Source organism: Rhizobium sp. N122 (assembly GCF_002211295.1).
Classification (GTDB): Bacteria; Pseudomonadota; Alphaproteobacteria; order Rhizobiales; family Rhizobiaceae; genus Rhizobium.
Genome location: NZ_LOKU01000045.1, coordinates 117,804 through 139,227, shown reverse-complemented (window position 1 = coordinate 139,227; position 21,424 = coordinate 117,804). Strand labels below are relative to the sequence as shown.

At 62.1% G+C, this 21,424-nt stretch carries 17 protein-coding genes and 1 other RNA gene; 7 read left to right on the top strand and 11 right to left on the bottom strand.

The window, feature by feature from the left end:
- Positions 1–2: 2 nt before the first annotated feature.
- Positions 3–575, bottom strand: coding sequence for an acetolactate synthase small subunit (gene ilvN, locus ATY75_RS25425; protein WP_064839471.1), 573 nt, complete (start codon positions 573–575; stop codon positions 3–5).
- An 83-nt stretch (positions 576–658) separates the two neighbouring features.
- Positions 659–2,449, bottom strand: a complete 1,791-nt coding sequence (locus tag ATY75_RS25420; protein ID WP_088939670.1) for an acetolactate synthase 3 large subunit — start codon at positions 2,447–2,449, stop codon at positions 659–661.
- Between the two features lie 323 nt (positions 2,450–2,772).
- On the opposite strand from ATY75_RS25420, the gene ATY75_RS25415 reads away from it, so the two are divergent.
- Positions 2,773–4,797: an ATP-binding protein gene (locus ATY75_RS25415; RefSeq protein WP_088939669.1), complete on the top strand. Its 2,025-nt coding sequence runs from the start codon at positions 2,773–2,775 to the stop codon at positions 4,795–4,797.
- Here ATY75_RS25415 and ATY75_RS25410 read toward each other — a convergent pair.
- Both ATY75_RS25410 and ATY75_RS25405 read right to left on the bottom strand, forming a co-directional pair.
- Positions 4,782–5,696 (bottom strand): dihydrodipicolinate synthase family protein, encoded by a 915-nt coding sequence (locus ATY75_RS25410; RefSeq protein WP_088939668.1) that lies wholly within the window; start codon positions 5,694–5,696, stop codon positions 4,782–4,784. The genes ATY75_RS25415 and ATY75_RS25410 overlap by 16 nt on opposite strands.
- A 22-nt stretch (positions 5,697–5,718) precedes the next feature.
- Positions 5,719–6,333, bottom strand: coding sequence for a LysE family translocator (locus tag ATY75_RS25405; RefSeq protein WP_088939801.1), 615 nt, complete (start codon positions 6,331–6,333; stop codon positions 5,719–5,721).
- Positions 6,334–6,430: 97 nt separating this feature from the next.
- On the opposite strand from ATY75_RS25405, the gene ATY75_RS25400 reads away from it, so the two are divergent.
- The gene (locus ATY75_RS25400; RefSeq protein ID WP_190241421.1) at positions 6,431–7,933 is read left to right on the top strand and encodes a PLP-dependent aminotransferase family protein; all 1,503 of its coding nucleotides are present in this window, start codon (positions 6,431–6,433) and stop codon (positions 7,931–7,933) included.
- Here ATY75_RS25400 and miaA read toward each other — a convergent pair.
- Complete coding sequence (gene miaA / locus ATY75_RS25395; protein ID WP_190241420.1) at positions 7,930–8,826, bottom strand: tRNA (adenosine(37)-N6)-dimethylallyltransferase MiaA; 897 nt, start codon at positions 8,824–8,826, stop codon at positions 7,930–7,932. The two genes, ATY75_RS25400 and miaA, sit on opposite strands and share 4 nt — an antisense overlap.
- On the opposite strand from miaA, the gene serB reads away from it, so the two are divergent.
- Positions 8,825–9,715 carry a phosphoserine phosphatase SerB gene (serB, locus tag ATY75_RS25390; RefSeq protein WP_088939665.1) on the top strand — a complete coding sequence of 297 codons (891 nt, stop codon included), beginning with the start codon at positions 8,825–8,827 and terminating at the stop codon, positions 9,713–9,715. The two genes, miaA and serB, sit on opposite strands and share 2 nt — an antisense overlap.
- Before the next feature lie 457 nt (positions 9,716–10,172).
- Here the strand turns inward: serB and ATY75_RS25385 are convergent, their stop codons facing one another.
- From ATY75_RS25385 to ATY75_RS25365, 5 genes are all read right to left on the bottom strand, one after another.
- On the bottom strand, positions 10,173–11,900 hold the full coding sequence (locus ATY75_RS25385; RefSeq protein ID WP_088939664.1) for a Do family serine endopeptidase: 1,728 nt from the start codon (positions 11,898–11,900) through the stop codon (positions 10,173–10,175).
- A gap of 208 nt (positions 11,901–12,108) precedes the next feature.
- Positions 12,109–13,068, bottom strand: coding sequence for a protease modulator HflC (locus tag ATY75_RS25380; RefSeq protein WP_088939663.1), 960 nt, complete (start codon positions 13,066–13,068; stop codon positions 12,109–12,111).
- A 3-nt stretch (positions 13,069–13,071) separates the two neighbouring features.
- Positions 13,072–14,157 carry an FtsH protease activity modulator HflK gene (gene hflK, locus ATY75_RS25375; RefSeq protein ID WP_064839485.1) on the bottom strand — a complete coding sequence of 362 codons (1,086 nt, stop codon included), beginning with the start codon at positions 14,155–14,157 and terminating at the stop codon, positions 13,072–13,074.
- Between the two features lie 188 nt (positions 14,158–14,345).
- Positions 14,346–15,014 carry a dihydrofolate reductase gene (locus ATY75_RS25370; protein ID WP_190241419.1) on the bottom strand — a complete coding sequence of 223 codons (669 nt, stop codon included), beginning with the start codon at positions 15,012–15,014 and terminating at the stop codon, positions 14,346–14,348.
- 115 nt (positions 15,015–15,129) lie between these two features.
- Positions 15,130–15,924 carry a thymidylate synthase gene (locus tag ATY75_RS25365; protein WP_088939661.1) on the bottom strand — a complete coding sequence of 265 codons (795 nt, stop codon included), beginning with the start codon at positions 15,922–15,924 and terminating at the stop codon, positions 15,130–15,132.
- A 111-nt stretch (positions 15,925–16,035) separates the two neighbouring features.
- Between ATY75_RS25365 and ssrA the strand changes: the two genes are divergently transcribed.
- The 4 genes from ssrA to ATY75_RS25345 all read left to right on the top strand — a co-directional run bounded on the left by ssrA (position 16,036) and on the right by ATY75_RS25345 (position 17,606).
- Positions 16,036–16,398, top strand: a transfer-messenger RNA (tmRNA) gene (gene ssrA, locus ATY75_RS25360).
- A gap of 128 nt (positions 16,399–16,526) precedes the next feature.
- Entirely contained in the window at positions 16,527–17,042 is a 516-nt protein-coding gene (locus ATY75_RS25355; protein WP_088939660.1) for an SspB family protein, read from the top strand.
- Between the two features lie 48 nt (positions 17,043–17,090).
- A complete protein-coding gene (locus tag ATY75_RS25350) occupies positions 17,091–17,285 on the top strand; it encodes a DUF4169 family protein (protein ID WP_049733600.1) in 195 nt (64 codons plus the stop codon).
- A 102-nt stretch (positions 17,286–17,387) separates the two neighbouring features.
- Positions 17,388–17,606 (top strand): ribbon-helix-helix domain-containing protein, encoded by a 219-nt coding sequence (locus tag ATY75_RS25345; protein WP_088939659.1) that lies wholly within the window; start codon positions 17,388–17,390, stop codon positions 17,604–17,606.
- A gap of 31 nt (positions 17,607–17,637) precedes the next feature.
- Here the strand turns inward: ATY75_RS25345 and ATY75_RS25340 are convergent, their stop codons facing one another.
- Positions 17,638–21,345, bottom strand: coding sequence for an AsmA-like C-terminal region-containing protein (locus tag ATY75_RS25340; protein ID WP_088939658.1), 3,708 nt, complete (start codon positions 21,343–21,345; stop codon positions 17,638–17,640).
- Positions 21,346–21,424: the final 79 nt, after the last annotated feature.

Here is a 21,424-nt window from a genome sequence, read left to right as displayed (position 1 = left end):
GCTTACATTCCCTGTGCACCACGGTTCATCGCCGCGATGCCGGTGCGGCAGACCTCGATCAAGCCGAGCGGCTTCATGATCGCGATGAACTGATCAATCTTGGAAGACTTGCCGGTGATCTCCAGAATGAAGTGATCGATCGTCGCATCCACCACCTTGGCGTGGAAGGCATCGGCAAGGCGCAGCGTCTCGGCGCGCATCTCGCCCTCGCCGATCACCTTGACCAGCGCCACCTCGCGCTCGATCGGCCGGTCCTGGCCGAGTTCGCGGGCGCGCACTGTCAAATCGACGACGCGGTGTACCGGTACGATGCGCTCGAGCTGCGCCTTGATCTGCTCCAGCACCTGCGGCGTGCCGCGCGTGACGATGGTGATGCGGGAAAGATGCGCCTGATGCTCGGTCTCTGAAACCGTCAGGCTCTCGATATTGTAGCCGCGGCCGGAAAACAGGCCGATGACCCGGGCAAGGACGCCCGGTTCGTTATCGACGAGAATGGAAAGCGTGTGGCTCTCGATCGCCGCCGTTTCCGGCGAGATGAAGTAGGCGGAGCCCGTGGGCTGTAGGTGTGCGTTCATGGTCTTGAGTTTCCTCTTCCCTGTCGCATAACCCCGAAAATGGAAAACGATTTTCGGAAAGGATTATGCGCAAATTAACAATATCAGACGAGCGCGCGGCCCTTGGCGTCGATCGCATTGGCGACCGCTTCGTCGGTGGCTTCATCAGGCAGCAGCATTTCGTTATGCGCCTTGCCCGAGGGGATCATCGGGAAGCAGTTGGCGAGATTGGCGACCCGGCAATCGAAGATCACCGGCTTCCTGACCTCGATCATCTCGACAATGGCGTCGTCGAGTTCATCGGGCTTTTCGCAGCGCAGACCGACGGCGCCATAGGCTTCCGCCAGCTTGACGAAATCGGGCATCGCTTCCGTATAGGAGTTCGACAGACGGTTGCCGTGCAGCAATTGCTGCCACTGGCGCACCATGCCCATATACTGGTTGTTCATGATGAAGATCTTGATCGGCGCGTCGTGCTGGATCGCCGCCGACATTTCCTGGATGCACATCTGGATTGAGGCGTCGCCGGCAATGTCGATGACGAGGCTGTCGGGATGGGCAATCTGGACGCCGAGGGCCGCCGGCAGGCCGTAGCCCATCGTGCCGAGGCCACCCGAGGTCATCCAGCGGTTCGGCTGCTCGAAGCCGAAGAACTGCGCCGCCCACATCTGATGCTGGCCGACTTCGGTGGTGATGTAGGTATCGCGGTCCTTGGTATGCGCATAGAGCCGCTCCAGCGCATATTGCGGCATGATGACGTCATTGCTCTTCGTATATGCGAAGGAGTTGCGCGCCCGCCAACGAGCGATATCGGTCCACCACTCTTCGAGGCGGTTCTTCTCCGGCTTCTTCGGCAGCGCCCGCCACAGGCGGACCATATCTTCGAGGACATGGCCGACGTCACCGCGGATGCCGATATCGACACGGACATTCTTGTTGATCGAAGAGGGATCGATATCGATATGGATTTTCTTCGAATTCGGGGAGAAAGCATTGAGGCGGCCGGTGATGCGGTCGTCGAAGCGGGCGCCGATGCAGACCATGACGTCGCAGTCATGCATCGCCATATTGGCTTCGTAGGAGCCGTGCATGCCCAGCATCTTCAGCCAGTTCTTACCCGAAGCCGGATAGGCGCCGAGCCCCATCAGCGTCGAGGTGATCGGGAAACCGGTGAGTTCGACCAGTTCGCGCAGCAGCTTCGAGGCCTCCGGACCGGAATTGATGACGCCGCCGCCGGAATAGATGATCGGACGGCGCGCCGTCGCCATCAGCTCGATCGCCGCATGGATCTGGTTGAGGTCGCCCTGGATCTTCGGCTGATAGCTCTTCTGGATCATGTAATCGGCGGGCGGCGTATAGGTGCCGGTGGCAAACTGCACGTCTTTCGGAATATCGACGACGACAGGGCCCGGACGGCCGGACTGAGCGATACGGAAGGCCTCGTGAATGATGGCGGCGAGCTGGTTGACGTCCTTGACCAGCCAGTTGTGCTTGGTGCAGGGCCGGGTGATGCCGACCGTATCGCATTCCTGGAAGGCGTCGGAGCCGATCAGCGGAGTCGGAACCTGGCCGGTCAGGCAGACGAGCGGGATCGAATCCATCAGCGCGTCCTGCAGCGGCGTGACCGCATTGGTGGCGCCCGGACCCGAGGTGACCAGCATGACGCCGACCTTACCGGTGGAGCGGGCGTAGCCTTCGGCCGCATGACCTGCGCCCTGCTCGTGACGGACGAGGATGTGCTTGACCTCTTCCTGCTGGAAGATCTCATCATAGATCGGCAGAACCGCGCCGCCGGGATAGCCGAAGATATGTTCGACGCCGTTGTCCTTCAGCGCCTTGAGAACGATCTCCGCTCCCGTCATCCGATTGCCTGCCGCCTGATTGTCCGTGCTCATCTGTCTGTTCCGTTTATGCTGGGATTTGCGTTTGTGGCCGGAAGCCCGAATTTCGGGCATAAAAAAAGGCCCCGGAGGAGCCTGTCATCTAGCGCATGGGTGGCTACCGCCGGATGGTTACACCATCCTGCCCATGCGCTTTCCCACCACGATAAGAGCCATTGCGATTTTCATGGTCGGAAGTGATAGACAGAAAATTTCGCAGCGTCAACGCATGCCGCAATAAAAATCCGCCCGCAGCCTTTACCCCCTGAAATCCGTGGCCTGAAGAATTTGTTAAAGGATTAACTTTATTCTTTTCCCCCATTGTAGGGAGTAGCCCTTTGCTCAACAACGACTTGCGCGTGTCTGGCAAGGCAGGCGAGCACGATCGCCGCGATGGCCATGCGCCGGGAAATCGCTTTCTCGGCCGCGTCGTTGCGTGCAGCGGATCCAGGGCGACGATCGCCGCCGTCGCCGAAGACGGCGGCACCGATCTGACCGAGCTCTGGTCCGTCGGCCGGCTGATTTCGATCAGCGTCGGCCGCAACCGCGTCGTTGCCCTCGTCTATCAGATGAACACCGGCGGCCATGCCTGGGGCGAAGGCGAGGACAATACGTTCAAGATCGAGACCGAGCTGCTCGGCGAAGTCCGTGTCCATGAGGACGGGCGCGAGGAATTCTCCACCGGCATTTCGCGTTATCCCTATCTCGGCGCCATCGCCCACCGCATCCGCGCCGCCGACCTGATGCGCATCTACGATGCCGGAGAGGGTACGACCGCTGTAATCGGCAAACTGACGCAGGACGAAAGCATCGACGCGGCGATCCACATCCCCTCGATGCTCTCCAAGCATTTCGCCGTCGTCGGCTCCACCGGCGTCGGCAAGTCGACGGCCGTGTCGCTGCTGCTGCATAAGGCGATCGCGGCCAACCCGAAGCTGCGGGTGCTGATCCTCGACCCGCATAACGAATTCGCCGCCGCTTTTCCCAAGCACGCCGTCACCATCGATACCGATACGCTCGACCTGCCCTTCTGGCTGATGCGGCTGGAGGAATTCGCCGAAGTCGTCTTTCGCGGCCGCCCGCCGGTGCCGGAAGAGCTCGACATGCTGCGCGATATCCTGCCCGAGGCCAAGCGCGCCTTCCGCGGCAGCGACAACTCGCTGGTGCGCCGCACCACGGAAAAGAGCTCGATCACTGCCGACACGCCGGTTCCCTATCGCATGGCCGATCTGCTGGCGCTGATCGACGAGCGCATCGGCCGCCTGGAAGGCCGCACGGAAAAGCCTTTCCTGCGGTCGCTGAAAATGCGCCTCATCGCCGCGATCAACGATCCGCGCTATCACTTCATGTTCTCCAACAATACGATCAGCGACACGATCACCGAGACCATCGCGCAGATTTTCCGCATTCCCGGCGAGAACCGGCCGATCTGCACCTTCCAGCTGGCCGGCATTCCCTCCGAGGTGGTCAATTCGGTTGCCTCCGTGCTCTGCCGCATGGCCTTCGAAGTGGCACTGTGGAGCGAAGGCGCCATCCATATGCTGGTCGTCTGCGAGGAAGCCCACCGCTACATCCCCTCCGATCCCAGCCTCGGTTTCGTGCCGACGCGCCAGGCGATCGCCCGCATCGCCAAGGAGGGCCGCAAATACGGTGTCTCGCTGGGGATCATCACCCAGCGGCCGGGTGAACTCGACCAGACGATCCTGTCGCAGTGCTCCACCCTCTTTGCCATGCGCCTGGCCAACAACCGCGACCAGGAAATCATCCGCTCGGCCATCCCCAACTCGTCGATCTCGACGACGAGCTTTATCTCCTCGATCGGCAACGGCGAGGCGATCGCATTCGGCGAGGCGATCAGCGTGCCGATGCGCATGCGCTTTTCCCGCGTCGACGAGAGCTTGCTGCCGAAGGCTGCCAGCGCCAACAGCAAACACAGCGAGGAAGATCCCGATACGGTCGATCTGCGCAAGATCGTCACCCGCATGCGGGCGGTGACCGTCGGACCCGACATTTCGAATTTCCAGCAGAGCTATGCTGCCTCAGCGGCAGCCCCCGAGGAGTTTGACGCGATCGACGAGGATATCGACGACAAGCCCTATGCATCGCCTGCCCCCTCGTCTGCTCCGCTCGAATCCTACCGGCGTGAGCTGCTGCCGCAGGCACCGCGACTCGACCCCGCCGCGCCGCCGGCGATCGATCCCCGGCTGGACGCGCTCCGCCGCGAGATGCGCCGCGAAGAACCGGTCTTTCCCCGGCCGGCACCGCCAACGGATCAGCCCGCGGTCACCCGCCGGGAGCCCGGCACGTCGCTCCGCGAAAGCATCCTGAAGAAACCGCTGAGCAGCCTCTACAACAAGGATTGACGTTCCAGCGCGATCAGCGGCTCGGCCACCTCAAGGACACGCTGCCGGTCCGCGGCTCCGAGCGGCATGAGAGGCCGCGGCAGCTCCGCCCGGGTGAGCAAGAGATACTCGACCAGCATATAGACCACGCGGATGCTTCCGAGTTCCTTGAACATCCTCCAAAGCGGCTCAAGGAGCCCATCGAGCCTGCGTGTTTCGTTGCTGTCGCCTGTAATCGCCGCCTTGGTCAGGGCAAGGGCTGTGCGCGGCAGCAAGCCGCCGACGACGCTGTACCAGGCATCGGCGCCAGAGAGCAGCGCCTCGGCCGCACCCCAGTCGCCGCTATAGCCGATCGCGAGATCGGTCTTCTCGCGCAATGCCGCGAGTTCCCCTCGCACATCGCCGTCGGCCGGCAGAGGCATCTTCACCGCCTTGATCGTCTCGATATCGGAGAGGCGCCGCAGTAGCTCGCGGCTGAAGGTGAAGTGGGTCGTGCCGGGATTGTTATAGATGCAGAGCGGCAGCGCCGCCGCCTTCGTGACCGCCAGGAAATGCTGGTAGGCCTCTTCCTGGGTCAAGGGCGTGTAGGACACCGGCGCCAGCAGAAGCGCATCCGCGCCGGCCATTTCGGCATCCCTCGCAAGGTCGCAGGCGCTGTCTGTCCGCAGAGCGCCAACACCGACAACGATGGGAACACGCCCTTTGACGCATTCGACCGCCGCCTCGATGGCCCGCAACCGTTCCTCGCGCGTGAGGTAGGCATAAATCCCAGTGCTGCCGAGAAGGCCGATGGAGGAGACGCCCGCATCACACAAAGGCTCGAGCAGACGGCAAAGGGCTTCGGTGTCCACCCGGCCATCCGCATCGGCGGGGGTTGGCGGAAAGGCCGAAAGAACATGAAACGGAGATGATGAAGACATGATGCGATCCTGAGAAAAGCGGTCAATGGGAGAACAGCAGGCGCGATCCAGCGCCCGCGAAGAAGATGGCGAGGCTCCCCTCGATCCAGCGGCGCGCCCGAGCATAACCGCGCACCATAGGCGCCGTCGAAAACAGCACGGCATAACCGGAAAATATCGAGACCCCGAGGAGCACGCATCCGCCGAACGCCGTGACGGCGGTCTCGGGCGAGGCGCCGGGCTTCAGACCGAGCGACATAATTGCGACCCAGGCCAGAACCGCCTTCGGGTTTCCGAGGTGCATCAGGATCCCGCGGCGATAGAGTGCGCCGAACTCCGCAGCAGGCCGGGCGAGTTCATCCGCCGGCGCATCCCGGGCAGTCGCCGAGCGGGCTGCTTTCCAGGCGAGCCAGAGGAGGTACAGCCCGCCCGCGATCTTGAGGACCAGCAGCGCGTGGGCGTAGCGAACAAGCAGTGTCGAGATGCCCGTAACCGCGATCAGCCCCCAGCATGTCGACATTGTTATCACTCCGGCGGCAAGCGCCAGAGCCGGCCGGCGTCCTTGCCGCATCGCCACGTTCATGATGGCCATGTTGCTTGGCCCGGGGCTGCCTGCCGCGATGACATAAGCGATATAGACGACGAGAAGATCTTGCATGTCCATGTTTCCGAAATCGGCCAATTCACTTCCTTCTGCGCTAGAATTGGTCCACCATGAAGCACCATTTTCAACAATCTTCATGGACCATTTTATCATGTCCAAGCGGCGCAACTCCATCGAGATCCCATCGCTCAAAGCCATCGACCGAACCGCCGATGTCGGCCGCCAGCTTGCCCAGGCTCTGCGCAGCGCGATCTCACGCGCAGAGCTCAGGCCTGGCGAGCGTCTCCCTTCGACGCGCACCCTTGCTGCTTCCTTGAAGATAGCCCGCGGCACCGTCGTCGGAGTGTTCGATCAACTGACTGCCGAAGGCTACCTCGAAGCGAGGGTCGGGGCCGGAACAAGTGTCGCCTCGGCTCTGGTGGACGCAACGCCGCCGCTTCCCCCCGCTCAGGCAGCGCCGCCGGGCGCGGATGCCTTCGACCTGCCCTCCCCGGCGACCCGGCTGATATCGATCGCCCGCGCCCTCACCCCTCACCCGCCCATTCCCTTCGCCATCGCCGTCCCGGCTGCCGGTATTGCGCCGGACGACAACTGGCGCCGTCTCGGCAATCGCGTGCGCGCATCGAAACAGGCAGCCCCCGCTAGCTATCAAAATCCCATGGGACTGCACGAGCTGCGGGTCGCCATCGCCGACCATGTCCGCCGCGCCCGGGCCGTTCACTGCGAGCCGGAACAGGTGATCGTCACGTCGGGTACCCAGCAGGGCCTCTATCTGGCGGGGCGTGTCCTGCTGTCGCGCGACGATCCGGTATGGACCGAGGATCCGGCCTATCCCGGGCTCACGGCCGTGCTCGACGATCTCGGCGCACGGACGCATCGCATCCCGGTCGATGCGCAGGGAATGAACGTGGAACGCGGCCTCGAACTTTGTCCGCAGGCGCGCGCCGCCTTCGTCACCCCTTCGCATCAATATCCGGTCGGCATGCCGCTCAGCATGGCCCGGCGCAACGCCCTGATCGCCTGGGCCGACCAAAACCGCGCCTGGATCGTCGAGGACGATTACGACAGCGAGCTGCGTTATGCCGGGCACCCCTTCCCCTCGATGCAGGGATTGCGCCCCTCCCGCGTCATCTATCTCGGCACTTTCAGCAAGGTGCTCTTTCCATCGCTGCGGCTCGGCTATGTCATCGCCCCTGCTGCGCTGACGGAAGCCTTCGCCGGCGCGCGCGCCATTCTCGACCGGCACTCGCCGACCGCAGAACAGCACGTCCTCGCCGCTTACATGAGGGAAGGCTATTTCGAAGCCCATATCCGGCGCATCCGCGGCCTCTATGCCGAACGCCGCGCAATCCTGCTCTCAAGCCTCGAGCGAGCCTTGCCTGAGGGATGCCGTATTCAGCCGAGCGACCAGGGCATGCACATTCTTCTATGGCTGCCCGAGGGGACCGACGACGTACAGCTCGCAGCCCAGGCCCTGTCGGCCGGCCTCGCGGTGCGCGCGATCTCGCCCATGTATGCCACGCGGCCGGCGCGCCCCGGCCTGATGCTGGGCTTCGGCGGATTTCTGCCGGACCGGCTGCAGGCGGCGGTTGGCGAACTCGTCAAATTGCTGAACCTGCAGATCTTCGGAGGCGGAGGCGAACGCCGAGGCTAAAGCATCAGCCGTTCCCAGCTCTCGTCCATCTGGTTGCGGAACCATGTCATTTGACGCTTGGCATATTGCCGCGTCGCCGCTGCCCCCATCTCCAGCACCTCGTCACGCATCATCCCGCCATTGAGCATCGCCGCGATCTGCGAGACTCCGATCGCCTTCATCACAGGCGCCTCGGCCGGCAGGTCGAGCGCAAGCAGCGCCCTCACCTCGTCTTCCGCGCCTTGGTCCAGCATCTTTTCGAAACGCCCGTTGATGCGCTGATGCAGCACTGCCCGGTCCGGCAGCACGACGATCTTGCGAGCTTGGCCAGCGTCGATCACCACGGGTCCCGACCGGCCCTGGAAATCGGCGATTGACCGTCCCGTCGCCTTGAACACTTCAAGCGCCCGGACGATGCGCTGCCCGTCCTGGCGATTGAGGCTTGCCGACATGGCAGGATCGATAGCCTCAAGTTCGGAATGGAGCCCCTCCGGCCCCTCCGCAAGCAGCCGCGTCCTGAGTTCCTCCCGCAGGTCCTCCGGGATCTGCGGCATGTCGGAGAGGCCGCCGGTCAGCGCCTTGAAATAAAGACCGGTGCCGCCGACGAAGACCGGCAGCCGGCCGGCGGCCCTGAGCGACGGCAGCAGCGTCGAGACATCGCGCAGCCAGCTGCCGGTGGAATAGGGCGCACCTGCCGGCACGTGGCCGTAGAGATGATGCGGCACACCCTGCATCTCCTCTTCCGACGGGCGCGCGGTCAGCACCCGCAGCGTATCGTAGACCTGCATGCTGTCGGCGTTGACGACCACGCCGTCATGGCGCTTGGCCAATTCGACGGCGAGCGCGGACTTGCCGCTGGCGGTCGGCCCGGTTATCAGGATCGCGTTCACTGTGCTCAGAAGGTTTTCCATCATGGCTCTCGTTGCCACGCTTGTTGCCAATCCGTCAAATCCCGTGCTGACACCCAAGATCGCCGAACAGGCGGCCGAAGCGGTGAACGCTTCCGGCCTCTACTGGCTGGCAGACGGCATCGCCTGCGACATCGCGCTGCGTGACGGCACCGAAGCGCCAGCGGCCGAGGCTAATATTCTTGCCGTCATATCAGGCGCGCCGATCGACCTCGTGATCCAGGAGCAGGAGAGCCGCCGCAAGAAGCTGCTGATCGCCGATATGGATTCGACGATGATCGGCCAGGAATGCATCGACGAACTCGCTGCCGAAGTCGGCCTGAAGGAGAAGGTCGCGACCATAACCGCCCGCGCCATGAACGGTGAGATCGCCTTCGAGCCCGCTTTGCGCGAACGCGTCGCCCTCTTGAAGGGCCTGCCGATATCGGTGGTCGACGGAGTGATCGCCAAGCGCATCACGCTGACGCCGGGCGGCCCGGAACTGATCGCCACCATGAAGTCGAAAGGCCATTACACCGCCCTCGTCTCCGGCGGGTTCACCGTCTTCACCAGCCGCATCGCCGCCACCCTCGGCTTCGACGAGAACCGTGCCAATACGCTGCTCGAAGAGGGCGGCATCCTCTCCGGCTTCGTCGCCGAACCGATCCTCGGCAAGCAGGCGAAGGTCGATGCGCTGAACGAGATTTCGGCTCAGCTCGGCATTTCGCCTGAAGACGCGATCGCCGTCGGCGACGGCGCCAACGACCTCGGCATGCTGCACCTCGCCGGCGCCGGCGTCGCCCTCCACGCCAAGCCCGCCGTCGCCGCCGAGGCCCAGATGCGCATCAACCACGGCGACCTGACGGCGCTGCTCTATATCCAGGGCTATCGGAAGACGGATTTCGTGACGGGTTGAATGTTCAATCGTGCTACAGAAAATGAATGAGAAAGCGAGCTTTGACTGACGAACAGCTAGCAGAACTTCGCGCCTTGGAAGCGCTTGAGGATAAACATATCGTCCGGAAATAAAGGATGACCGCTGGCGGTTCGCGCGAAAGGGCAATCTCCGAAGGCCCTCAAATAGCTCACCATCTCTGGACGGCTAATCCCCCCGGTCGATCCGAGCCATTCGGCACGCTATCCAACGCGTCGGCATGGAATTTGGCGCGAACGCTTACCCCAATCTCCCTCATCCCTGTGCTCGTCACAGGGATCCAGCGCGCCCAAGTCCTTGGGCGCGGGAGACTCTTTCTCCGTGCAGAAGCGTCATTCACGGCGCCGACGCGCCGTGGCTGGATTCCTGCGAGCACAGGAGGGAGGAAAAGTTGCGCGAGAACAGGAAACGCGGCGGCTCGGCACCGCCGCAGTCCCCCTTACTCCATCGGCACCGCCACAAAGCGCAGATCGCCATTCGCCGATGCGATCATTAGCTGGGCGTTCCGGCGGCCCTCCTGCTTCAGCGATTTCACCTTGGCGGCGACCGCGTCCGGCGACTTCATGAACTCCTGCGCCACCTCGACGATCACGTCGCCGGGCTTCAGCCCTTTTTCGGCCGAGGCGGAGCCGGGCGTCACCTCGGTCACGACGACACCGTCGACGCTTTCGGCGATGCCGAAAGCCTTGCGCGTCTCGGCGCTCAAAAGCGACAACGACAAGCCGAGCACATTCTTCGGCGTTGATGCATCCGGTGACACCTGGCCCTGGCCCTGGTGCTGGTCCGGCGCGCCCGGTGCAGGCTGGGCCTGATCGCCGGAATCCGGCTGGTCCATGTCGTTGTTCTCGTCCGGATCCGGGGTGATCACGCCGTCATCCTGCGAACCGTCGGGCGCCGCGTCGCCGGATGCCGCCGCCTGATCGCTGTCCTCGAGCCGGCCAAGTTTCACCTTGACGGTCTGCTCCTTGCCGTCGCGCAGCACCACAACGTCGACTTCCTTGCCGACCGTGCTTTCCGCCACGACGCGCGGCAGATCGCGCATTTCGCTGACGGTCTTGCCGTCGAATTTCAAAATCACGTCGCCCGCCTTGATCGAACCGTCGTCGACCGGGCCGCCCTTGATGACGCCGGCGACCAGTGCGCCCTTGGCACTGTCGAGCCCGAGGCTGTCGGCGATATCGTCGGTCACTGGCTGGATGCGCACGCCGAGCCAGCCGCGCCGCGTCTCACCATATTCACGCAATTGGTCGACGACGCCGGAGGCAAGCTCGGAGGGGACCGAAAAGCCGATGCCGATCGAGCCGCCGCTCGGCGAAATGATCGCCGTGTTGATGCCGATCACCTCACCCTTCATGTTGAAGAGCGGCCCGCCGGAATTGCCCTTGTTGATCGCCGCATCCGTCTGGATGAAGTTGTCATAGGGGCCGGCATTGATATTGCGGCCGCGCCCGGAAATGATGCCGACCGTCACCGAACCGCCGAAGCCGAACGGGTTGCCGATCGCCATCACCCAATCGCCGATCCGCATCGTGCTGGAATCGCCGAATTTCACCGATTTCAGCGGCGTCTTCGGCTCGACCTTCAGCACCGAAAGGTCGGTTTTCGTATCCGTGCCGATCAGCTTTGCCTTGAGCTTCGAACCATTGGCGAAGTTGACTTCAATATCGTCGGCGCCCTCGATCACATGGTTGTTGGTGACGATATAGCCGGTCGGGTCGATGACGAAGCCGGAGCCGAGCGAGCTGACATTGTGGTTGCCGCCCTTGTTGCCCTGCTTCTTGTCGAAGAAGTCGTTGAAGAACTCCTGGAAAGGCGAGCCGTCGGGGGCGCGCGGCGCCGGGCCGACGCCCTCGTCGTCCTTCACGTTCTGCGAGGTGGAGATGTTGACCACCGCGTCGAGCAGCCCCTCGGCGAGATCGGCGACCGACGCCGGGCCGTTGTTCGGCACGCCGGCTTGAATTGGTGCGGCCGGCTGCGGTGCAGGCGGCGTGGGCGCAGGAGCAGTCGTTTCCGGGGTAGCCGGAGCGGGTGCGACAACAGCTGGTGCTGTCGTTTCAGGCGCGGTTTGCGCATAGGCGACCCCGTTCATGCCGGCATGCGCAAGAATTGCAGCGCTGGCCATAAGCGCGAGCGTTCGTCTGAAGGGCGAGCGATTCGTGGGGGCCATCAAGCTTCCTCTTAGGGGGTAAATGCGCACATTGAGCACCAGCATAAGGCGGAATGATGGAGGGCGAAATCACCTTTTCGCGAAATCCCCGTGCAATATGACGTACCCTCGCAAAAGCCTGATTATCTCGACCTTTTCACGAAAAAAAGGCCGGCACTCGGGCCGGCCCTTTCAGGATTGTCGGGATGCCAATGGCATCCCTTTGCCGTCAGTTCGCCGGCTGCGCGGGTGCTGTGGGAGCAGCCGCGCCGGGAACTGCCGCAGCCGGATTTGTCGGCGCTTGCAGGGCGCCGGCGGCATCGTCGAAATAGCGGAAGAATTCCGTATTCGGCGACAACACCAGCGTCGTATCCTGCGACGAAAGCGCCGAGGAGTAGGCAGCCATCGAGCGATAGAACTCGAAGAAAGCCGGATCCTTGCTGAAAGCGTCGGCGAAGACGCGGTTGCGTTCCGCATCACCTTGACCGCGCAGGATTTCCGCATCGCGCTGGGCGCCCGCGGTGAACTCGACGACCTGGCGGTCGGCGACGGCCCGGCGCCGCTGACCTTCTTCATTGCCCTCCGCGCGGATGCGCTCTGCTTCGGCCAGGCGTTCCGAGCGCATGGCGTTGTAGGTGTTGGGCGCAACCTCGGGCGAAAGGTCGGTGCGGCGGATGCGAACATCGTCGATATGCAGGCCGAGATTTTCGGCATCCGTGCGCAGGTCGTCCCGGATCTCCAGCATCATCGCGACACGTTCTTCCGAGAGTGCGGCATTGTAGTCACGCAAGCCGTAGACGCGGCGAAGCGATGAATCGAGCTGCGCCCTCAGCCGCGCTTCCGCGGCCTCGCGATCGCCCGACACCGTTTCGCGGAAGCGGCGAACATCCGAGATATTGTAGATCACGAAGGCATCGACGTCGAAGGTCTGGCCGTCCTGAACCTGAACGCGGATATTGTCGAGATCGAGCCTCAGCGCCTGCTTTTCCACCAGTTGGACGCGGTCGGCATCCATGAAGCCGAAGGGCAGCTTGAAATAGATGCCGGGTTCGGTCTTGACCGACTGGATCTGGCCGAAGCGGACGACGATCGCCTGTTCGCGTGCATTCACCACGAAGATCGACGAATAAAGCCCGACCAGCACGATGGCCAGGATGACGAGAATGATGGGAAGTCTGTTCGATGTCATGGTTCAACCTCCCTGCTGCGCCGGCTTGCCGATCTCGTTGAGCGGCAGATAGGGCAACACACCCTGCTTCTCGTCGATGATGACCTTCTTCGAGTTCTTCAGCACCTGTTCCATCGTTTCGATGAACAGCCGCTTGCGGGTCACTTCGGGAGCCTTCGAATATTCGTCGTTGATCGCGGTGAAGCGCTGCGCCTCACCTTCCGCCTCCTTGACGACACGGTTCTTGTAGGCAGCCGCATCTTCACGGATTCGTGCCGCATCGCCTCGCGCCTGGCCGAGCTTCTGGTTCGTGTAGCGGTTGGCATCTTCGATCGTGCTGTCGCGGTCACGGCCGGCACGCTGCACTTCTTCGAAGGCATCGGCGACTTCGCGCGGTGGCGCCACGTTCTGGATCGTCACGCCGGTCACGGTCACGCCCGCGCCATAGCGGTTCATCGTATCCTGCACGATATTGAGCACATCCACTTCGATCGGCTGACGATTGCTGCGGAAGGCGTCCTGTGCCGGACGGCGCCCGACGATTTCGCGCATGGCGCTGTCGGAAACCTGCTGCAGGGTCTCTGCCGGATTTTCGACGTTGAAGAGATAGGCCTTGGGATCGCTGACCGTGTAGAACACGGCGAACTGCACATTGATGACGCTCTTGTCGCTGGACAGCATCAGGCCGTTCGAGGACGATGCAGAGGTCGCGCCGATATTCAGCTGTTGCACGGTCACCTTCACCGTCTCGACGGATTCCATCGGCCAGAAATGGAAATGCAGGCCGGGCATCGAAATCTCTTCCTTCGGCTTGCCGAAGCGCAGCTCGACGCCGCGTTCGTCCGGCTGCACCACGTAGACGCACTGGATCAGCCAGAAAACCGCAACGACCGCCGCGACGATCACCGCCACGCCGCCGTTGAAACCGCCGGGAACGATGTTGCGCAGCTGGTCCTGACCGCGCCGGATGATATCTTCCAGATCGGGCGGTCCGCCCTTGCCGCTGCCACCGCCCCGCGGGCGGTTCGGCCCCTGGCCCCATGGTCCCTGATTATTACCGCCGCCGCCGCCCCAAGGGCCGCCGCCGCCATTCTGATTGCTCCAGGGCATCAAAACCTCGTTGTTCGTTAAGTCTTCCACGCATCCGGAACCGTGGGGGCTGACCGGTGGATGCGTTGGTGACCGTTATAGGTATCGCCGCATCGGCTTTCAACGCAACGTGAGAAACTTGGTCAATTTAATTGGAAAATAGTTCATTTAGGACCGTCAGCCAAACAGCTTGGATTACCGGTACCGGCTTACTCGAAAAAGTCCAACTGATCGGTATCATCCTGCTCCAGCTTGGCCTCGTATCGATCAAGCAAAACTGCGAAATCAGGCTCCCGCCCCATAAGCTCTTCCTTCACCCGATACCGATGGAAAGGTTTACGACGAACGTATTGAGTTATGCGAAATGCATATTGGTCAAAGTCCGTCTTCGGAAAATCGTCTTCGGACCTGACAATCCATTCGGTTTTTGCGTCGTCATCCCTCTGACCGAAATCAAGCTCGAACTTGGCATCGCCGTTTATGTTTCCGCAAAAAACATCCGTAACAAATATACTGTTAATATATTTCTCGAACACTCTATAAATCTGATCTCCACCAATAACGAAAAACTTCATGTTACCAGTAATAATTGACTCAATATCAGCCAGAAGCAACGCAGTCTCTGGGTCTCTTGCCCACTTAATAGCCGGGAATTCATTGAGAAAGACAGGCTTCGAACGAGATAGTATTATATTAGTTCGTTTCGGCAGAGGCTTCCCAATGGATTCAAATGTCTTGCGTCCCATAATCACTGCATGACCTTGGGTGCGCTGCTTAAAGAGCTGCAAATCCGTGCGCAAATGCCAAGGAAGTGAGTTCTCGATACCGATTATCTTGTCGGGATAGCTGCGCGCAACGATAGATGCGGCGGAAGGCATCCGCACCCTCTTCTCCTTTTTTTTCATAAGCTTAGACCGCACAATCTACCCGTCGACTACGAACAAGACGTCCATAGTCCCCGGACGCATGCACTGCAAGTTAAAATCCAAAGGTTTAGACGGCGATCGGCGCCTTGATGCTGGCATCGGCCTCGTAGCCGATCAGCTCGAAATCGTCGAAGGTGAAGCCGAAGATATCCTTCACATCGGGATTGATGCGCATGAAGGGAAGCGGCTTCGGCCGGCGCGCCAGTTGCAGCTTCGCCTGGTCGAAATGGTTGTGATAAAGATGGGCATCGCCAAGCGTATGAACGAAATCGCCGGGCTTCGACCCCGTCACCTGAGCCACCATCATCGTCAAAAGCGCGTAGGAAGCGATGTTGAACGGCACGCCGAGGAAGATGTCGGCCGAGCGCTGATAGAGCTGGCAGGAAAGCTTGCCGTCGGCGACATAGAACTGGAACAGGCAATGGCAGGGCGGCAGCGCCATCTCGTCGACCTCGGCCGGATTCCAGGCCGAGACTATGTGGCGGCGTGAATTCGGGTTGTTGACGATGCCTTTGACGAGATTGGCGATCTGGTCGATATGGCCGCCGTCAGGCGCCGGCCAGGAGCGCCACTGGGCGCCGTAGACCGGCCCGAGATCGCCGTTTTCGTCGGCCCACTCATCCCAGATCGAAACGCCGTTCTCCTTGAGATAGCGGATATTCGTCTCGCCTTTCAGGAACCATAAAAGCTCATGGATGATCGAGCGCAGATGCAGCTTCTTCGTGGTCAGCACGGGAAAACCTTCCTGCAGGTCGAAGCGCATCTGGTAGCCGAAAACCGAGCGTGTGCCGGTGCCGGTGCGGTCGCCCCGGTCGGAGCCCTTTTCCATCACATGGTTGAGGAGATCGAGATATTGCTTCATGGCGCGCTGATTCCGTTTCGGCCAATTTAAGCTGCCGGCAGCAGGAAACCAATCACCGGTGAGTATTATCCCAATGTTTCTGATGCGGTCCATAACGCTTTTATGACGTTGGCCCTTTCCTTGGGCTGAGGAAACCACTATATCAACCCTGCCGGCTTTCGGGCCGGCTATGGCGATAAACGAGCGGTGTAATAAACCTATTGGACCCGGGGGCGGTACCCGGCGCCTCCACCAAAAACCGGCGGGCTTGAAGGCCGGCTTTTGATGGGGGCGAAACAGGATCGACAAGGGTGTAAAGATCGTCTTTTTGCTCGGCATTGTACCGCCGTTATCGGGCTAAAATTGTAGTTGCAAACGACAACTATGCGGAAGCTCGTCTCGCTGCTTAATCGCGGTGTGACACTTCAATCAAAGCCCTAGTGGTTCGCACCTCTAGGCGGGGTCCGAAGGCACCTGGCAACAGAAGCCTTCACCTTCTCCCTGCCGCCGAAATCATGTATGCTGCTGAAAAACGTGACTCGGCTCCGGTCTTTCCCAAGGCGCCCGGACGTGGCATATAACCTTGTGAAAAGACTTCCGAACCGACGAAAGACAGGAAAAGCATGGGGCAGGATCATATCCGCTACGACATTCTGGCACAGGATGCACTTCGCGGCGTCATCCGCAAGGTTTTGGCGGAAGTCGGAGCGACGGGCCGTCTGCCCGGCGACCATCACTTCTTCATCACCTTCCTCACGGGTGCTGCCGGCGTGCGCATCTCCCAGCACCTGAAGTCGAAATATCCCGAGCAGATGACCATTGTCATCCAGCATCAGTTTTGGGACCTGAAGATCACCGAAACGCATTTCGAGATCGGCCTTTCTTTCTCCGACGTTCCGGAAAAGCTGGTGATCCCGTTCAATGCGATCCGCGGCTTTTACGATCCCTCCGTCAATTTCGAGCTCGAATTCGACGTGCCGCTCGCCGATGGCGAGGAAGCACCGTCCGGCGAGATTACCGCCTATCCCGTCGACGCGGCTGGAAAGCCGGATGAGGCTGCGGGCACAAAACCCGCCGACGGTGAAGAGAAGAAGCCGGGCTCGGTCGTCTCGCTCGACTCCTTCCGCAAGAAGCAGTGATTTCAAAGGGAGGCCTGGTCTCCCTTTTTCATAAGGATTCAGGCCCGCATGAGCGCCGAAATCGTCAATCTGCGCCAGTTCCGCAAGCAGCAGGCCCGCTCCGAAAAGGAGGCGCAGGCCGAGCAGAACCGCATTTCCTTCGGTCGCACCAAAGCTGAAAAGCAGCTCACCCGCAGTCTGAACGAGAAGGCCGACAAGGCCCATCGGGCCGGCCGGATCGAGACGGATGACGACGGAGCCTGACACCTTCATGCAGAGCGTGAGCAGCCGGAATCGATTCCAAAATCAGCCACTTATGCGGTTTTACTGAATCAATCCGCGAGAACCAAACCGAGATGCCGCTTCATGATCCGCAAGCATTCGGCGACATTACACGGCCATCGCACCAGTTTTTCGCTCGAAGACGAGTTCTGGGCTGAGCTCAAAACGATCGCCGCAGGCCGTTCCATGCCGCTTGCTGCACTGATTTCCGAGATAGATGATCATCGACCGCCGGACAGCAACCTGTCCTCGGCACTCCGGCTGCATGTGCTCGCCTGGGCGAAAGCCGGCGCTGCTGCATGAGCGCAACAGCGCCCCGCGCTGTAATGCGTGTTCATTGCGCCTGAACGCCCGGCACCTGGTCGAAATTGAGCGAACCGGGCTGCGGCCCGCTGCGCCGGGCCGCTTCCGCCTCGGCGGCTGCCCTTGCCTGCGCATCCGCCTTGTCTTTGGCCTCAGCCGCGCGTGCCGCCTCCGCTTCCGCCAGAGCCTTCCGCGCGGCCGCGGCCTGCGCCAAGGCGCGCAGCCGCTCTTCCTCGGCCTGCCGTTGCTGCTCGATTTCGGCCGCCCTGATGCGCTCGGCGTCGTTGAACCGGTAGAGCGCCGCCTCGCGCCGCAGCCGCTGCTTTTCGAGCACAATCGCCTGCAGGCGCTCGACGCGCCGGCGTTCGCGCTCAAAGGCGCGCAGCGACAGGAAGCTGGTGATATCTGTCACATCCATCGTCTTGCCTGGCGACGGCAGCATGCCGGAAAAATTCAGCCTGAGCGCCGGCTCGGCGCCGGAAAGCGCTTCCGTTCCGGGAATGAGCCCGACGCCCAACGTCGCGCTGATCCGTTCCTCCGGCAGCGCGATCTGCGCATCGGCGGTAATGCGGGCAAGATCGTTGGCGACGGTGACATTCTGCACGCGCAACGTCCCGTCGGCGATATTGAAGGGGATGCCGAGCGGCGGCAGCTTCGCCTCTCCGTTGCTGAGCAGCGTCTCGACGATCGGATGCACCTTGCCGGCATTGATCTGCTCCTGCATCGTATCGGTCGCGGCAAGCAGCGGCGGGAGGATCGCAAGGTTCAGTCCGCGTATGCTGGTATCTCCGAGCCTCAATTCACCCGAACCATTCAGCGAGCTGGCGATCTCGCCGATGGTCTTGCCGGAGGCTTCCATCGACAGCGACAATCCGAATTTGCCGCTGGCGATCGGCGCCCCGTCGCGCAGCCAGACGACGCCGGCCAGATCGGAGTCGGCAAGCGCAAGCTTCGTCTGCACGAAGCCGGTGCCGTCGGCATTGGTGAACAGCAGATTGCCGGAGAGCTTTCCGCCGTCCCAGTTGCCGGCCATGTCGTTGAGCTGCAATTCGTCGCCCTTGTAGGCGACGTTGCTGGTGAAGTCGGTGACCGCCGTTTCCGGCAAGCCAGGCCAGAACTGCTTGGCCGTCAGCTTCACGTTGACGTCGAGATCCTTGAAGACGGGCAGCCCGAGCGGCGCCGTCGTTAGCGCGCCACTGGCGGGATCGACGATCTGCCCGAATACCGCCTCGCCAAGCCAGCCGGCATCCGCCTTGGAAAGCGTCAACGCGCCGCTCGCCGTCGTCTTCGCAGCCTTCCGGTCGAAGCTCAGCGCGCCTGAAAACTCGTTGTCGGCCGCATGGCCCTTGAGATCGGAAAAAACGATCTTGTCGCTATCGACGCCGGCATTGACCTGCAGGCCGAACGGGAGCCCGGTTCCCGTCTGCGGCAGGGCGATCCCGTTCATGATCAGATAGGGGTCGATATCGGCGCTGTCGAGCGAAAGCGCGATCTGGCCGTGCATGAAAGTCTCCGGCCGGACATCGACCTTGCCGTTGGCGGTAAACGAGGTCCGGTCGGTCGCAAAGGTCAGCGCAGCATCGGCCGGATCGTTGCCCGATGCCTTCACTTTCAGAGTCAGGCGGCCGTTGGCACCGACATCGACCGGCAGCGGGTCGAGCCCGGCCTGGCCGAACAGGATGGACGGCACGGCGTTTTCGAGCGTCGCCTCGAGGCTCGTGGTCCCGTTGCCGGTCAGCGCCAGCAGGTCGGACATGCGGTAATCGAGATTGACGCGGCTGCCGTTCGCCACACCGGCAAGCGTCACTGTCAGGGCATCGCCCTCGTCGCCGCCGAGCGTCAGCGCGCCGCGCAGCGCCGTATTCCCGTACCAGCCAGCATTGCGCACCAGCCGGTCGAGCACCGGATGATGCGGCAGATGCTCGCGCAGCATGGTGAAAAAGCCACCGGGATCGGCCGATTTGAAGGTGATCTCACCCGCACCCTTGTAGTCGAGCAGCGAGCCTTCCGCCCTGCCCGTGGCCGTCAGCTCTGCGCCCGCGATATTCTTGATCGACAGCCGGTCGACGGCAAGCGCCCCGTCGGCGATCGTGAAGGTGGTCTCGACATTCTCGGCCTCGACGCCGAAGGCGGTGAACTTATCGGCCTTGAGCTGGGCGGCAATCTTGTGATCGAGCACATTGTCGCCGGCATCCTGGCCGGTCATCAGCCCGCTCAGCGCCTGTAGCGCGTCCAGATCGAGCGTATCGCCGTTCAGGGCCACCGACAGGGTCGGCGTCTGGCCGGAGATCGCCTGCCGCTCCAGCCGGCCCTTCAGCGTCGCCGGTCCCATGGCGATCTCGAGATTTTCGAAACGCTGCAATTCAGGTGTCAGGCTGACATTGGCGGAAAAGCCCGCCTGCCGCAATTGCCGGATGGCCGGATCGACCGAGCCGGCAAGCCAGGAGGCAAGCCCCGTCGGCTGGCTGGAAGCCACCACGATCTGGCCGTTGAAAGAGGCTTCGCCCTGCAGCAGGAGCTTGCCTTTGCCTTCCACCTGCGTGCGCCCCGGCAACGTGCCGGTGGCGCTGTCGATCATCCAGCCGGTACCGGCCGGTTCGAGTTCCAGCTGCACGTCGCGCAGCGTCGTATCGCCGGCGACGATCGCCGGCAGCTTGACACTCGCCTTTCCAGGCACTTGCGGGATCGGCACCTGCCCGATGACATCGATCAGCGAGTTCAGCCGCTGGCGTGCCGAAACGGCCGCATCGCGCGTCGTCTTGCCGGCCGCGCCCTGATTGCCGATGCGGTTGACGTCGATCTGCTGCCCGTCGGCAGTCAACAGGAATTCCGGTGCATTGCCGGTATCGAGCGTCGCCTCGCCGGTGATGACATAGGGATCGTCCGTCGGGCCGATCTCCATCCGGTATTCGGGAATGCGGATGCGTTCGTTGGTGAGTTCGAAGCGGCCCTTGACGCGGGGCGGCTGCTCTTTCTTGTTGGCCGGTTTGGCGCTGTTGCCGCTTTCGATCGCCGCCGAAAGCTGGCCCTGATAGTTCGGCTTGCTGTCGACGAGTTTCAACTCGCCATCGAGATCGACGCTGACAGGATGTTTGTCCGGCGAAAGCTTCGTGCGCATGCGCAGCACGCCCTTCTCGTCCGGCTGGCTGCTCGCGATCAGAAAGCTGCCGTGCTCGCCGTCAAGCGCCGCATCGCCTTCGATGCGCCAGGGGCCGGCCAGCGACTTGGCCGACATTTCCGCATTGAGGCCGGTGATCCGGCGCGAGCGGCCGGACTGGTCGTCGATGAACTCGACTTCGCCGCCATTGACATGCACGTTTTCGAGAACGACGGTTTTCGCCGGTATTTCGGCATGGCTGCCGCGCATCCAGTCGAGCGTGCCGTCCTTGAGCAATCTCAGGCGCACCTTCGGATTGACGATGCGCATGTCGAAAATCAGCGCCTCGCCCGACAGGAAAGGCGCAAGCTCCGCATCCATGGAGAACTGCTCGACCTTGACGATCGGCGTGCCATCCGCTTCCTGGCCGACGCGCACGTCATGCAGCGTCACCGACGGAAACGGCAGGAGCCGCGCGTCCACGGTGCCGTAGACGGTGACTTTCTTGCCGATGATGCGGCTTGCCTGATCCTCGAAATTCTTGCGGAAATCCGTCCAGTCGATGAATAGCGGCGCAAGCAGCGCCACAAACAGCACTACGACGATCACTCCCCCCAGAAAGACGAGGAACCGGCCTACCAATGCAAGGATTCTCCATTCGGGATACTATTGCCGACACTACCGCTATTCATGCCGGGGGCAAGGCCCAAGTTCATGAGAA

Excerpts from the sequence above, each read along its gene's own strand:
- ATY75_RS25350 (WP_049733600.1), top strand. The coding sequence starts at position 17,091 with ATGAGCGCCGAAATCGTCAATCTGCGCCAGTTCCGCAAGCAGCAGGCC.
- ATY75_RS25400 (WP_190241421.1), top strand. The coding sequence starts at position 6,431 with ATGTCCAAGCGGCGCAACTCCATCGAGATCCCATCGCTCAAAGCCATC.
- ATY75_RS25385 (WP_088939664.1), bottom strand. The coding sequence starts at position 11,900 with ATGGCCCCCACGAATCGCTCGCCCTTCAGACGAACGCTCGCGCTTATG.
- miaA (WP_190241420.1), bottom strand. The coding sequence starts at position 8,826 with ATGATGGAAAACCTTCTGAGCACAGTGAACGCGATCCTGATAACCGGG.
- ATY75_RS25380 (WP_088939663.1), bottom strand. The coding sequence starts at position 13,068 with ATGACATCGAACAGACTTCCCATCATTCTCGTCATCCTGGCCATCGTG.
- serB (WP_088939665.1), top strand. The coding sequence starts at position 8,825 with ATGGCTCTCGTTGCCACGCTTGTTGCCAATCCGTCAAATCCCGTGCTG.
- ATY75_RS25405 (WP_088939801.1), bottom strand. The coding sequence starts at position 6,333 with ATGCAAGATCTTCTCGTCGTCTATATCGCTTATGTCATCGCGGCAGGC.
- ATY75_RS25420 (WP_088939670.1), bottom strand. The coding sequence starts at position 2,449 with ATGAGCACGGACAATCAGGCGGCAGGCAATCGGATGACGGGAGCGGAG.
- ATY75_RS25410 (WP_088939668.1), bottom strand. The coding sequence starts at position 5,696 with ATGTCTTCATCATCTCCGTTTCATGTTCTTTCGGCCTTTCCGCCAACC.
- ATY75_RS25370 (WP_190241419.1), bottom strand. The coding sequence starts at position 15,014 with ATGCCTTCCGCCGCATCTATCGTTGCGCGCAGCTATCCCGACAAGATA.
- ATY75_RS25365 (WP_088939661.1), bottom strand. The coding sequence starts at position 15,924 with ATGAAGCAATATCTCGATCTCCTCAACCATGTGATGGAAAAGGGCTCC.
- ilvN (WP_064839471.1), bottom strand. The coding sequence starts at position 575 with ATGAACGCACACCTACAGCCCACGGGCTCCGCCTACTTCATCTCGCCG.
- ATY75_RS25355 (WP_088939660.1), top strand. The coding sequence starts at position 16,527 with ATGGGGCAGGATCATATCCGCTACGACATTCTGGCACAGGATGCACTT.
- hflK (WP_064839485.1), bottom strand. The coding sequence starts at position 14,157 with ATGCCCTGGAGCAATCAGAATGGCGGCGGCGGCCCTTGGGGCGGCGGC.
- ATY75_RS25345 (WP_088939659.1), top strand. The coding sequence starts at position 17,388 with ATGATCCGCAAGCATTCGGCGACATTACACGGCCATCGCACCAGTTTT.